This window comes from Nodosilinea sp. P-1105 (assembly GCF_012911975.1).
Lineage (GTDB): Bacteria > Cyanobacteriota > Cyanobacteriia > Phormidesmidales > Phormidesmidaceae > Nodosilinea.
Window position 1 is genome coordinate 19,960 of record NZ_SMDQ01000017.1, and the last position, 12,141, is coordinate 32,100.

A 12,141-nucleotide genomic window follows, 5' to 3' on the forward strand; every position below is an offset into this window, starting at 1 on the left:
ATAGTTTAGAGACATCTTGCTTAACCAGGTGAGATGTCTAGCTTATGCTTATGGATTTAAAACGGCAATAGTCAAGCAAGCATTAACTCTAAGAAGTTAGTTTTTTTGCAAATAGCTTTGTGCTTAACGTTTTTTGAAAAACTTTCCTTAAAAAAAAGATTGTTCTTTGTCCATTATAAAATAGCCCCTGCATCCAAGGAGAGGTCAGTTGGATAGCGGCACCATGCCACCAGTGTCGCCGCCATAAAATTTCAATGTCCTTAACCGCATGCCACCACAGTCTTGGCAAGTCCTTGAGGGAGTAAGGCGCGGCTAAGGTAATGAATTCTGATTCTTTTCCCCACCCATCTTCCATGGGAAACGTCCCCCAGGCTCGTGCTTCGTTCTGAGTTGGGGTAAGCCAGAATGCTTGCTGCAAGGTTGCAACCATAGACCTAACGTCGGCTTGGGGATTGAGCAAACTGGCATCAAGCAGCAGGTGATCGGCAAAGTGCAAAATAGTATCTCGCACGATGGGGTAACCCCAATCGAGTACAGCTTGATTAGATTCCTCTTTAAAGATTGGATAAACTTGATTATCTCTGATCTGATAATCAATCACTGAGCCATGGTCAGCACTACATACCATCTCTAAGAGTGTAGTTAGGCCAGATACATGGTTAAACCCTAGTTGATAGCGTTGATCATACATATACGGTTCGGGCAGACCATATTGACTATCTGCCACATTTCTGAGTCCTAAGTAAAAGCTTCTAGGTGGTGCTATGTTACGGGTATCCAACACGGCAGCTAAGGCATTATGTAGGGTTGCGCCTGTGCCCAAGTCAATTACACAGTAATTGTTGTCGTCAGTTAGGTGAACCTGATCGAGATACTGCAGAAGAGCATGACGCTTTTCTGCAGCCCGCGCTAAGATTAACTGCTGAATATCTGGGTCTGACAGAATATGATGATGTAATGCCTGTCGCTCAGCCTCGTTAAGATTGCGGTCCCAATCGTTGGCTGAGATGTCAATTTTCTCTAAGCTGGACCGAATCTCGTCCGGAGTAATACAGAATCGGGCAAAGAGAACTCGAGGGGAAAGATAGTCGACATCATACTCTAGAGGAAAAATTCTCTTTAGTTGCTCTTGGTCAACCACTGTCATGCTGGGTAATAACCAGGCCTGGCGACTACCATAGAGGTAGGTGAGCTCATAGTCTAGATCGAGCTTTTGAATCAGCCGTTCTGCGATCGCGATCAATATTTGCCCATCCCTCGCCAGGAAATAAAGTCGTTTAATACCCAGTTCTTGGGTTCTTTTCAAAATCCATAGAACAAACCCAACCAAAATTGGTGCAGCGACACCTGCGGCCACGTCCTGTAAGGCAGACTCCTTTGCCGATGCGTGGGACAGAGATAGCCTGGTCAGCCTTGAGGCACCCGCCATAGCTGATGATAGCCCTTCCGACATCCAGGCGTAGTTTTCCATGATTTGCTCATAGCGGTTTAGGTTACCCTCTAAAAAGGGCTGTACCCGAAGACCTGCTTTCAGGGCAGATTGGACGTCTGACCAGGGATGATTACCGCAGTGGATAATCTGCGATCGCTTAGCCTGTTCGCGACTCGCTACTTCGTAGTAGAGCTGACCAGATAACTTTGATTTTCTATAAGTATTTGACACATAAATTTTATCCTCTGCATGCCAAATATGTAGCTGAACTAACCGATCCTTGATAAAGTCAGGTTCCAAATACATATCTGAGACAAAAACCACTTTATGTTGATTGTCTCTGGCCTTCTGAATAAGGTTTAATGCCTGAGGGACAGGAGCAAGTAGCTCAATTTCAAGCTTGCGTTCTAGGGCTTGAAGTCTTTCAATTTGATCGACAGATAAGCTGAGGACATGGCCAACTTCTCGATAGATCTGCTCTAAGCTAACATCAGAATCTAACCCCCCAGCATTTTCAAATGCTCGTCTTTCTGCTTCTGCTCGAACCAGCGCAAACGATTCTGCTGTAATCTGAATTAAATCAAGTTTCTTAAGTTTTCGACCGAGAAACAAGAAGCTGGACTCAGGCGATCCTGATTTTCGTACCAAGACCGTATCAAACACATCAAATGACGAGATCACTGTCATACTGGGCTTTCCCTCTTTTGGTATTCTGACAACCACAGATCAACTTGTTCAGTCAGACTAGACTCAAGTTCGCGGTAATCCCATTAGTGCAGTGATTTGGGCACTAGTGGACCTATTCTGTTGTAAGCATAGGCATTGGCAAGACGGCTGGGAACAGCAAACATATATTTTGAGTGAATTTTTTAAGAAGTTTCCGTCAATATCTTGGGTATCCCCCTGCTTGCATGGCAGTACTAAACCAAATCCAAGTCCAGATCTGGAGTTCTGCCTGTGGGAAAACTTCAGATCCCGAGCTGGACATGGTATAAGGAGGCGACTTGTCGCTGCCATCGACATCGAGGTGTTAGGCGATCGCGTTTTTTCAGTTATCTCCCTAGCTAGAGGGAGCTTCGGCCAGGAAAAGCTAGACTGAATATCTATGACACTGTAAAGAAGCGTGAAGGAGATCCCATGGGATTGGGTCTATTAGTTAATGGTGAGTGGCAGAAAACTCGCGATCAGGAAGACGACCAGGGGCGGTTTGTGCGGCCCGAGACCGACTTTCATCATTGGACGATGGCCGATGGTTCTAGCCCGTTTCAGCCGCAGCCGGGGCGCTATCACCTGTATGTTTCCCTGGCTTGTCCCTGGGCCCATCGCACCCTGATTATGCGCGAACTGAAGGGGCTAACCGACGCCATCTCCCTGTCTGTAGTGGATCCTTACATGGGGGATGAAGGTTGGGCTTTCAGCGACTACCCGGGGGCGATCCCAGATTCAGTCAACCAGGCGCGCTATCTGCGGGAGCTTTATGTTAAAGCTAAGCCCGATATTTCGGGCCGGGTGACCGTACCCGTTTTGTGGGACAAGCAGACCAACACCATTGTCAACAACGAGTCCCGCGAGATCATTCGCATGTTGGATACCGAATGGAACGCCATCGCCCAAGGGAATGCCAACCTTTGCCCCCCAGCCCTGCAGCCTGAAATTGATCAGGCGATCGATGCGATTTATCAGCCGATCAACAATGGTGTCTATCGAGCTGGGTTTGCCACCCAGCAAGGGGCCTATGACGAGGCGGTGACGGAGCTGTTTGCAGCGTTGGACTACTGGGAACAGGTGCTGGCTCAGCAGCGGTATATGTGTGGCGATCGCATCACTGAAGCCGACATTTGTTTGTTCACTACCCTCTACCGGTTCGACGCCGTCTACTATGTGCACTTCAAATGTAATCTGCGCCGCATTGTCGATTATCCCAACCTCTGGGGCTATCTGCGGGACTTGTACCAGCAGCCGGCCTTCAAAGCCACCTGCAACATGGACCATATCAAACGCCACTACTACATGAGCCACCCTGGGGTTAACCCCCACGGCATTGTGCCTAAGGGGCCTGAGCTGGACTTTGACGCCCCCCACGATCGGGCGCAGCGGTTTGCCCTGGTAGAGGCTTAACCTGGTAGAAGCTTAAATAAAGGCTCGGGCATGGTGGCCGATGGCGTCCCCCTAGCCCGGGTTAAGATCCACCAACGTCCAGTCTGTGTCAGTAGCGCCCTGTTGTAAATACAGATCAAAGGCTCTGGCCTGCCTTTGCTGGGCCCGACTGAGACGTTCCCCAGTTAGGCGGTAGGTGCCCTCCACCTCTACCACAGGCTGATCAGCCAGGGTGGTCCACTGGTGATGGGTAATTTTGACGCTGCTAACTTGAAAGGAAGCGGCAGAAGTGTCTGAGGTGGGCCGTTGGCCACGTAGCAAGGCCTGGGTCTGGGCTATCTTTTGGGCGATCGCGGTTTCTACGGCGGCTCTAGGTGGTTTCGGCTTGGTCAGCCCACAGCCCCACAGGGACAGGCAAAGCCCAATAATGATCAAATATTTGATTGGCTGAATTGACACTAGCGCTCCCATAGCTCTTCTTCGCTAAACCACCACCTCCAGGCTACTGCCTTAGGGACGGTGACACTAGGGTAGTGGGCAGAAATAGCGACCCCCTTCTTTACAGAGGGTGTTAGGTGTCAGGTATCAGAATCCCCTCCTGGGAGGCCTGTGCTGAGCTTGTCGAAGTAGGCAGGGGTGGGTTTGTCAGGTGTCAGAGGAGATGACCGTTCCAGTAAGCCGCCTACGGTCGCCGCCTGACAAAGGCCCGATTCAGCAAAGCCAAAATAAACGTGAAGAGGGTGGCCCCAATAATCGACCAAATAATCGGAAACGCCTGCCCGCCGATTTGTAACGCCAACAGCTCAGGTAGGCCCAAATTACGGGCAATCAACAATCCCAGGTAAGAGCCAATAAACCCCACCACAATCGAGGTTAGACAACCACCCGTGGTGTAGCCAGCCAGCGACTGGCCAATGGCGCCACAAACGGCGGCCACAATCAATAAAATCAGAAACTCAATCAGCCCCATCGCGCTTTCCCTCCTGCCATCACAGTCAGCAGCATAGCTTGCCCGAGCGATCGCCGTATCTAGCTCCAGGGGTAGATCTGGGGGGCTCTGTTAGCCTCAAGTGGACGGACCAACAGAGATCTAAACCGCCAGTCCAGATCCCAGCGGGTGACTAATGGCGGTGCCCTTCGATAGAGCAGGAAGAAACCCGGTGACGGCGGTTCCTGGGGTTGGTGGGCAGAGCCCACCCTACGATCGGAGCCGTGTTTCTTAGGAGGGTTCCTGGGTTGACTGCACCCATGCTCTAGTACTCCACGGTAGAAATAACTCACCTACTTCAATCAGCGCAAACCTTTGCTGGGAGCGGGATTTCCTTTCTACCTGCTACGCACGGGCTTCGCCCTACTGCCTTTTGCCTTCCGCCCTACTGCCTTTTGCCTTCCGCCCTCCGCCTTCCGCCTTCCGCCCTCCGCCTTCCGCCCTCCGCCTTCCTGCCCTAGTGGCCCAACAATTGCAGCCGATACAGGCTGGAATAGAGGCCCTCCTGGGCTAGCAGTTGGTCATGGCTACCCTGCTCCACCAGTTCCCCATGCTTCAACACCAAAATCCGATCGACATTGCGAATGGTCGATAGACGGTGGGCGATAATGATCGCTGTGCGGTCCTCCAGTAGCCGTTCCAGGGCGTCCTGAATCATCGCCTCGGTGCCCACATCCAGGTTTGCGGTGGCTTCGTCTAGGACTAAAATGCCGGGATCACGGATGGCGGCCCGGGCAAAGGCCAACAGCTGTTTTTGCCCCCCCGAGAGGTTAGTACCCCGCTCCCGTAGTTCGGTGTTGTACCCCTGGGGCAGTTGCTCAATGAAGGTGTGAATATTGGTTTTCTTGGCGGCTTCAACCACCGCCTCCAGGGGGTAATCTTCCCCCAGGGTAATGTTACTTTTGACATCCCCCGCAAACAGAAAGCCGTCCTGCAACACGACGGCCATGCGTCGCCGCAGTTCAGCTTGGGGTAAGTCGCGAATATCCACGCCATCCAGCAGAATCGCCCCCTGGTTGATGTCGTACAACCGGCAGAGCAGACGAATAATCGAGCTTTTGCCCGCCCCAGTGGGACCCACCAGGGCAACTTTTTCCCCGGGGCGAATGGTGAACGTGAGGTCTTTGAGGATGTATTCGTCAGCTTTGTAGCCAAAGGTGACGTGGTTAAACCGGATTTCAGCCGGAATAGAGACCGGGCGAAGGGCGGGAGGGGAAGTGGATAAGGCCTCGGGGTCACGGATTTCGACCGGCACGCTAAACAGGTCGGTGATCCGCTCAACGGCGGTGAACCCCGCCTGGATCGCGGTGAACTTATCGGCAAACTGCCGTAGGGGGTCAAACAGCCGCTGGGCAAACAAAATAAAGGTGGCCAGGGTGCCAAAGGTGAGGGCGTCCTGCATGACAAAAATACCCCCTAACCAAAGCACACCGCCGATCGCCACCAGAGAAATCCACTCCAACGTCGAGGAAACAGCGGAGTCGTAAAAAATCGTTTTGTCGACAGCGGTGATGTATTTCTGATTGGTGGCCCGAAACAGCTCGGCGTTGTAGCGCTCGCGCCGAAACAGTTGCACCACATTGATGCCAGCGATGTTTTCCTGCAGGTTGGCGTTCAGCTCCGAGAGGTACTCCCGGGCTTTGTAGTTGGCTTTGCGGTAGCGCTGTTGGAAGTAAACCACCAGCCAGGTGACCGGTATCAGCAGGCTGAGTAGCATCAGGGCCAACTGCCACTGCATGGTAAACATCACCACCAGCAGCACCAAAATCGAGACAATATCGGTGATGATGCCGACGGCACCCGTGGAAAACACATCCCCCAAGGATTCCACATCGCTGGTGATGCGGGTAATTAATTTGCCGACGGGGGTGCGATCGAAAAACCGTACCGCTAGGGACATGACATGGGAAAACAAATCTACCCGAATGTCAGCGGTGATCTGTTGCCCCACCTCCTGCACCAGATAGCTCTGGTAGCCATCTAACACCAGGCGAATGGCCACGGTAACCACCAGCAGCCCCACCAGCAGGTTCAGCCCCCCCTGGAGGGTGCGCCCTTCCAAAAACCACATCACCTCTTCCTGGCGGATGAGGGAAATTGCCTGCCCAATCAAAACTGGCTGCAGAGCATTGGCCCCAGCCAGGGGTAACAGCAAAATTAACGGCAGGGCCATCATCCGCCGTCGTTTCTGGATGTAGGGCCACAGCCGCAAAAATAGCCGCCAATCGTTGTTGGCTGCGGTCGGGGTCGGGTACTGAGAGGGGGAAGTGGCTACCATATGAGGCGCGATCGCAAGATTGAGCTGAAAAAAGTTGGCTAAATTAAACCAAATTCAAGTCTAGATCTGGAGTTCTGCCTTTGGGAAAATTCCAGATCCCGAGCTGGACTTGGTATGGCTCAGCCAACGGGTCATACTCTAAACTCTAACGCAGTCAGTTCGACCTGCCGCCAGATGAAGGGATACCCCTGATTTATTCCCCGCGATAGATACAGCAAAACTTCTCTGCAAATATAATTAATAAATTTTCGAGTCCTCAGGTCTATTCGCCTAAAGGCTTCAGTCTATGTATGACCTCTTAATTATTGGCGGTGGGACATTTGCAATTGTGCTAGCCCTGACCATACTGCTGGGTTTAGCCAGCAAATTAGGCAAGTCGGGCGAGGATGTGATCAACTACTGCAGCCAAGCCCCGGGACTGGATTTTGTGATAATTGCGCTAATTGTACTGCCTTGGGTCTTGGGTGGCCTAGGAGCAGGTTGGTCTGGTCTTGCTAGTGCCGGGGCGGGGCAAGTGGCGGCTTCTCAGGTATGGGTGCTTTGGCATAGCTGGATTTGCCGCCAATCTCGTCCTGAAGTGGGCATTAACGCTTATCTAAGCCAGCGCTACGGTTGGTGGCGTAACCACCTAGCTCTCTGGATTACGGCGGTGGTGCTGCCGATGTTTTTTCTGATTCGGGCGGTTCAGGTTCTAATTTACCCGTTGCTAGTCTGGCTTTTGAACTTTAAATCCTATGACCACAGTGAGTGGATTAATGTCAGCCGCCAGAAATTTGAAGGCCTGGTAGGTCATGACTTGATGTGGTGTCTATACTGCGACTGGATGACTGGCGTCTATTCCCTTGGGGCCGAAATGTTGCGAAATGTCGAATCGTTCTGGTGCCCGATTCGGTTTTATAACGGCAAAAAATGCGAAAATTGCAGCCTTGACTTTCCGGCCATCGATCAAGGCTGGGTAACCGCAGAGGGAACAATGCCGGAGGTGGTAAATACGTTAGATGCCACCATTCCCCGCGATCGCCCTTGGCGGTGGTCAGAAGCCTCTGATAACGCCGCCAATAAGGTTTAAACCGGGGTCGCCACCTGGTCCCGCAGTTGATCAATCAAATCCTTCAATCCGTAAGGGTTTACCCGATAGCTGAGGGGATGGGCAACCAAGCGGGCCGTGCTGTAGTAGAGCACCTCCAGCTCAATCAAGTTATTTTCCTTCAAGGTTTTGCCAGTGGATACCAGATCGACGATCGCCTCTGACATGCCAGTAATGGGGCCCAGTTCCACCGAACCCGACAGGGGTACGATTTCCACTGGCAGGTCCAAATTTTGGAAATAGGCCTGGGCGCAATTGACAAACTTAGACGCCACCCGGCAGTGGGCCGGTAGATCCAAGGCCGAGCGGTAGGGGCTAGTGGCTTTTACCGCCACCGACAACCGGCATCCCCCAAAGCCCAGGTCTGCCAGATTAGCCACTGAAGGCTGCTTCTCCCGCAGCACGTCATAGCCCACAATTCCCAACTGGGCCTGGCCATACTGCACATACACCGGCACATCCTGGGCCCGCACCAGCAACCCTCGAGCCCGCCCGGTCGGGTCGAGAATCTGTAGTTGGCGATTCGCTTTATCTTGAAACAAGCTGAAATCAAGCCCCACGCCTTGCAGCAGACGAATGCTATCGCTAAGCAGAGACCCTTTCGGCAAGGCAATAGTAAGCATGGGCGTAAGAGGTGAGATTGATCTGTAGATTTTGATATTTTACCCCCCCATCTCCCCATCTCCCCATCTCCCCATCTCCCCATCCCCCCATCTCCCCCATCTCCCCATCTCCCCATCTCCCCATCTCCCCATCTCCTCCATCTCCCCATCTCCCCTACCCTTCGGGAAGCCGCTCCGCGTCTACACCCCATCCACCCATCACCCCATCCACCCATCCACCCATCACCCCATCCCCCCGATCGCCTCCACCACTGCCTCCACCACCATGGCCACATGGGTCCAGTGGGTCCCCCCCTGGCAGTAAACGATATAGGGCTCCCGCAAGGGACCATCGGCGGAAAGCTCAGAGGTACTGCCGTCGATAAAGGTGCCTCCGGCCATCACCAGTGAGCTGTCGTAGCCGGGCATGGGGGCCGGTACCGGTTCTACATAAGCATCAACCGGGGAATATTGCTGTACGGCTTTGCAAAAGGCGATTAGTTTTTCTGGCGAGCCCAGGCGAATCGCCTGAATCACGTCCCGCTGGGGGGCGTCAGGGGCCGGGTTAGTGGCATAGCCTAAGGCGGCAAAGGTGGCCGCTAAAAGGTAATTGCCTTTCATGGCTTCCCCTACCATTTGGGGGGCCAGAAACAACCCCTGGTACATCAGTCGATTCTGGTTGAGGCTGGAACCACCGCTAAGGCCAATGCCAGGGGCCGTGAGCCGACAAGCGGCGGCTTCTACCAGGTCGGCCCGTCCGGCCACATAACCGCCGGTGGTGGCGATGGTTCCCCCAGGGTTCTTGATCAACGATCCGGCAATCAGGTCGGCCCCCACGGCGCAGGGTTCCTGGTTCTCCAAAAACTCGCCATAGCAGTTATCAACAAAACAGACAACGTCGGGTTTCTGTCCTTTCACAATTCGTATGATTTCTTCAATTTCGGCTATGGTAAGAGTTGACCGCCAGCTATAGCCACAGGATCGTTGGATATGGACCAATCGAGTTTCTGGCTTGATAGCTGTTTCCAAGGCCGACCAATCAATGGCAGCCTGATCGGTCAGTGGTACTTCTCGATAGGACACCCCAAATTCTGCTAACGATCCCTGGCCAGATGCGCGCAACCCAATCACCTCGTCCAGGGTGTCGTAGGGGGTGCCCGCCACCGCTAATAGTTCATCCCCCGGACGCAGTACCCCAAACAGAGCGCAGGCAATGGCGTGGGTGCCAGAAACAAACTGCGATCGCACTACCGCCGCCTCCGCCTGCACAATATCGGCAAAGACCCGATCCAAAGTGTCGCGACCCAAGTCATCGTGGCCATAGCCTGACACGCTGCTGAAGTGGTGACTACCCACCCGGTGGCGACGAAATGCTCCCAGCACTCGGCCTAAATTTTGTTTGACCTGGATATCAATTCCATAAAAAATCGAAAGCTGTGCAGACTCTGGTGGGATCATCAGGTTTAATCGTTTCCTAGGTTGAATTTTTTCGTTAAGAAACAGGGGTGCTTATTGTCCCTCGAATTTATTCTGACTGTCCAAAAATTCTGAGATGTTTTCATGACTGCTGCAACTTCTGATCAACAGCTATCTCGCGACTGGGTCACCCTGTCGTTTATGGCCATTATTCACGGTATTGCCCTACTAGCTTTTTTGCCCGGCAATTTCTCTTGGGCCGCCATTGGTGTCGCCCTACTGCTCCATTGGGTTACCGGCTGCTTGGGCATTACCCTCGGCTGGCACCGGCTGATTTCTCACCGCAGCTTCCAGGTGCCCAAGTGGCTGGAGTATTTCTTTGTTTTCTGCGGTGCTCTCGCTTGCCAGCATGGCCCCTTGGTCTGGGTTGGCCTGCACCGTCACCATCACGCCTACTCTGACCAAGCTAACGACCACCACGACTCTAATAAAGGATTTTGGTGGAGCCATATGGGCTGGATGCTGCGGGATGTACCAGCTCGGCGAGACATCGAACGCTTTACCCGCGACATTAACGATGATCCGGTTTACCTGTTCTTTGAAAAATATTTTCTGGCCCTGCAAGTAGCCCTCGGGATTGTTCTTTATTTAGCCGGTGGCTGGCCCTTTGTCCTGTGGGGCATCTTTGTGCGCCTGGTGGTGGTCTACCACTGCACCTGGTTTGTTAACAGTGCTACTCACAAATTTGGCTATCGCACCTACGAAACAGAAGACAAATCCACCAACTGCTGGTGGGTGGCGCTGGTCACCTACGGCGAAGGCTGGCACAACAACCACCACGCCTATCAGTACTCGGCCCGCCACGGCCTGAAATGGTGGGAAGTGGACATTACCTGGATGACCATTAGCCTGCTAGAAAAGCTGGGCTTGGCGAAAAAGGTGAAGCTAGCGAATACCCCAACAGACTCGTAAGCGTTGAGCCCCGGTTTCTATGGGTACTGCCAGAGGATATGGCTGGTACAACTAGAAACCGGGATTCTTTACCAGGTCGGATCCACATAAAGATTGATAGTCAGCTGAGACTGCCCCGGTGGTACAGCCGTAATGCAGGCACAGATGGGATCTTCCTGGCCGCTGACTTCCACTTCACAGGCATGGCAAGACCCCATTAAACAGCCTGTAGGAATTGTTACCCCGGCCCGTTCCGCCACTTGCAGCAAGGGCTCTCCTACCTCAGCATCTACGGTGACACCGTCGGGCAGAAACTGAATGGAAACACTCATAACTCTCCTATGAGAATCTCCTATGGGGCTACCCGCGCCTGCTTTAACATCTCTACCAAGGTATGGTGGGCGTCCTCAGCCCCGGTCAGGGTGTGGTCAAAGTTGACTCGTACAGAGGTGGCGGTTCCGTCTACAGTAACAGCTAGGGTCATGCCCTCTGGGTCAATAGATTCCATGGTGGCGGCAGTGGCGTTAAGCTGGTTGCCATAGGCGGTGGCATAGAGCAGCACAGCCTCACCGTGGTCTTTGTTCATGTGCTTGCAGATGCGATCGCTCACCGCACTGGTAATTGGCTCAGGCATAAACTATCTCGTAAACTACATCAGCAAGACTGATTTCAGCCTAGTCTATATGGCTATAATACCGTCCCTACCTGCCGCTTCAGAGCATCCCTGGCCCCCAGGGCATATTTTTCATAGTCCTGGGGCTCACCTGACCTATCGGGTGATTGGTCCTTGCTGTCGCCTTTTCGATCGTGAGCAGTTGCCCTGGCCCTGTTGTCGTATTCAGTGGCGGGGCAAAGAGCCCAGTTGGCGACGAATTGGCAAGCGGTTCATTCCAGATATGGCTACCCGGCGATCGCCGTCCTACTGCGTGGAAATTGTGGGACAGGGCTATCACACCCAGCCTTTTGTAACGACTCTTTACACCGCCCGGTTTGACCCAGCCCTACAGGCTTGGTGGCATACCCCATCACGCTCAGGAATGGACCAATCTCCAAGGGATAGGGCGAGTGAGAAAGTTTGTAAAGAAACTGACATACAGACGCCCCTTTCGGAGTAATCTGATTCACATGCTGTGATTCCAGTTATTGAGTAAGGAAACCCTTATGCCAGCTGCTTTTTTACCCTCTATCTTTGTTCCTCTGGTGGGCATTGTTGTTCCCGCTGCTACCATGGCCTTCTTGTTTCTTTACATTGAAAAAGAAGATGCGGCCTAGGTTCTGTTGCTTGCTGTA

13 protein-coding genes are annotated in these 12,141 nt (G+C 52.9%); 5 read left to right on the forward strand and 8 right to left on the reverse strand.

Translation table 11 applies throughout. From position 1 onward, the window contains the following. Positions 1–88: 88 nt before the first annotated feature. The gene (locus E1H13_RS09840; protein WP_169613240.1) at positions 89–2,119 is read right to left on the reverse strand and encodes an HAD hydrolase-like protein; all 2,031 of its coding nucleotides are present in this window, start codon (positions 2,117–2,119) and stop codon (positions 89–91) included. Between the two features lie 450 nt (positions 2,120–2,569). Here E1H13_RS09840 and E1H13_RS09845 point away from each other — a divergent pair, with 450 nt between their 5' ends. Continuing rightward, positions 2,570–3,550 carry a glutathione S-transferase family protein gene (locus E1H13_RS09845; RefSeq protein ID WP_169613241.1) on the forward strand — a complete coding sequence of 327 codons (981 nt, stop codon included), beginning with the start codon at positions 2,570–2,572 and terminating at the stop codon, positions 3,548–3,550. Positions 3,551–3,601: 51 nt separating this feature from the next. Here E1H13_RS09845 and E1H13_RS09850 read toward each other — a convergent pair whose 3' ends face one another. The 3 genes from E1H13_RS09850 to E1H13_RS09860 all read right to left on the reverse strand — a co-directional run bounded on the left by E1H13_RS09850 (position 3,602) and on the right by E1H13_RS09860 (position 6,795). After that, the gene (locus E1H13_RS09850) at positions 3,602–3,988 is read right to left on the reverse strand and encodes a hypothetical protein (protein WP_206070293.1); all 387 of its coding nucleotides are present in this window, start codon (positions 3,986–3,988) and stop codon (positions 3,602–3,604) included. A gap of 223 nt (positions 3,989–4,211) precedes the next feature. Beyond that, a complete protein-coding gene (locus E1H13_RS09855) occupies positions 4,212–4,499 on the reverse strand; it encodes a hypothetical protein (protein ID WP_169613243.1) in 288 nt (95 codons plus the stop codon). Positions 4,500–4,974: 475 nt separating this feature from the next. Continuing rightward, positions 4,975–6,795 (reverse strand): ABC transporter ATP-binding protein, encoded by a 1,821-nt coding sequence (locus E1H13_RS09860; protein ID WP_169613244.1) that lies wholly within the window; start codon positions 6,793–6,795, stop codon positions 4,975–4,977. 286 nt (positions 6,796–7,081) lie between these two features. On the opposite strand from E1H13_RS09860, the gene E1H13_RS09865 reads away from it, so the two are divergent. After that, entirely contained in the window at positions 7,082–7,864 is a 783-nt protein-coding gene (locus tag E1H13_RS09865) for a hypothetical protein (RefSeq protein WP_169613245.1), read from the forward strand. On the opposite strand, the gene hisG is transcribed toward E1H13_RS09865, so the two are convergent. Then, positions 7,861–8,505: an ATP phosphoribosyltransferase gene (hisG, locus tag E1H13_RS09870; RefSeq protein WP_169613246.1), complete on the reverse strand. Its 645-nt coding sequence runs from the start codon at positions 8,503–8,505 to the stop codon at positions 7,861–7,863. The two genes, E1H13_RS09865 and hisG, sit on opposite strands and share 4 nt — an antisense overlap. Positions 8,506–8,727: 222 nt before the next feature. Then, positions 8,728–9,942 (reverse strand): aminotransferase class I/II-fold pyridoxal phosphate-dependent enzyme, encoded by a 1,215-nt coding sequence (locus E1H13_RS09875; protein ID WP_169613247.1) that lies wholly within the window; start codon positions 9,940–9,942, stop codon positions 8,728–8,730. Positions 9,943–10,044: 102 nt separating this feature from the next. Between E1H13_RS09875 and E1H13_RS09880 the strand changes: the two genes are divergently transcribed. Then, the gene (locus E1H13_RS09880) at positions 10,045–10,872 is read left to right on the forward strand and encodes an acyl-CoA desaturase (RefSeq protein ID WP_169613248.1); all 828 of its coding nucleotides are present in this window, start codon (positions 10,045–10,047) and stop codon (positions 10,870–10,872) included. 68 nt (positions 10,873–10,940) lie between these two features. Here the strand turns inward: E1H13_RS09880 and E1H13_RS09885 are convergent, their stop codons facing one another. After that, positions 10,941–11,183, reverse strand: a complete 243-nt coding sequence (locus E1H13_RS09885) for a 2Fe-2S iron-sulfur cluster-binding protein (RefSeq protein ID WP_169613249.1) — start codon at positions 11,181–11,183, stop codon at positions 10,941–10,943. Positions 11,184–11,203: 20 nt separating this feature from the next. Further along, the gene (locus E1H13_RS09890; protein WP_169613250.1) at positions 11,204–11,485 is read right to left on the reverse strand and encodes a DUF2470 domain-containing protein; all 282 of its coding nucleotides are present in this window, start codon (positions 11,483–11,485) and stop codon (positions 11,204–11,206) included. 49 nt (positions 11,486–11,534) lie between these two features. On the opposite strand from E1H13_RS09890, the gene E1H13_RS09895 reads away from it, so the two are divergent. Beyond that, positions 11,535–11,966 (forward strand): hypothetical protein, encoded by a 432-nt coding sequence (locus tag E1H13_RS09895; RefSeq protein ID WP_206070295.1) that lies wholly within the window; start codon positions 11,535–11,537, stop codon positions 11,964–11,966. A gap of 46 nt (positions 11,967–12,012) precedes the next feature. Beyond that, positions 12,013–12,123, forward strand: coding sequence for a photosystem I reaction center subunit VIII (gene psaI / locus E1H13_RS09900; RefSeq protein ID WP_169613251.1), 111 nt, complete (start codon positions 12,013–12,015; stop codon positions 12,121–12,123). Positions 12,124–12,141 lie beyond the last annotated feature (18 nt).

What these genes read in the sequence shown, in the direction of transcription:
- hisG (WP_169613246.1), bottom strand. Translation starts at nt 8,505, where the DNA reads ATGCTTACTATTGCCTTGCCGAAAGGGTCTCTGCTTAGCGATAGCATT.
- psaI (WP_169613251.1), top strand. Translation starts at nt 12,013, where the DNA reads ATGCCAGCTGCTTTTTTACCCTCTATCTTTGTTCCTCTGGTGGGCATT.
- E1H13_RS09885 (WP_169613249.1), bottom strand. Translation starts at nt 11,183, where the DNA reads ATGAGTGTTTCCATTCAGTTTCTGCCCGACGGTGTCACCGTAGATGCT.
- E1H13_RS09895 (WP_206070295.1), top strand. Translation starts at nt 11,535, where the DNA reads ATGGCTATAATACCGTCCCTACCTGCCGCTTCAGAGCATCCCTGGCCC.
- E1H13_RS09865 (WP_169613245.1), top strand. Translation starts at nt 7,082, where the DNA reads ATGTATGACCTCTTAATTATTGGCGGTGGGACATTTGCAATTGTGCTA.
- E1H13_RS09860 (WP_169613244.1), bottom strand. Translation starts at nt 6,795, where the DNA reads ATGGTAGCCACTTCCCCCTCTCAGTACCCGACCCCGACCGCAGCCAAC.
- E1H13_RS09890 (WP_169613250.1), bottom strand. Translation starts at nt 11,485, where the DNA reads ATGCCTGAGCCAATTACCAGTGCGGTGAGCGATCGCATCTGCAAGCAC.
- E1H13_RS09840 (WP_169613240.1), bottom strand. Translation starts at nt 2,119, where the DNA reads ATGACAGTGATCTCGTCATTTGATGTGTTTGATACGGTCTTGGTACGA.
- E1H13_RS09855 (WP_169613243.1), bottom strand. Translation starts at nt 4,499, where the DNA reads ATGGGGCTGATTGAGTTTCTGATTTTATTGATTGTGGCCGCCGTTTGT.
- E1H13_RS09875 (WP_169613247.1), bottom strand. Translation starts at nt 9,942, where the DNA reads ATGATCCCACCAGAGTCTGCACAGCTTTCGATTTTTTATGGAATTGAT.
- E1H13_RS09880 (WP_169613248.1), top strand. Translation starts at nt 10,045, where the DNA reads ATGACTGCTGCAACTTCTGATCAACAGCTATCTCGCGACTGGGTCACC.
- E1H13_RS09845 (WP_169613241.1), top strand. Translation starts at nt 2,570, where the DNA reads ATGGGATTGGGTCTATTAGTTAATGGTGAGTGGCAGAAAACTCGCGAT.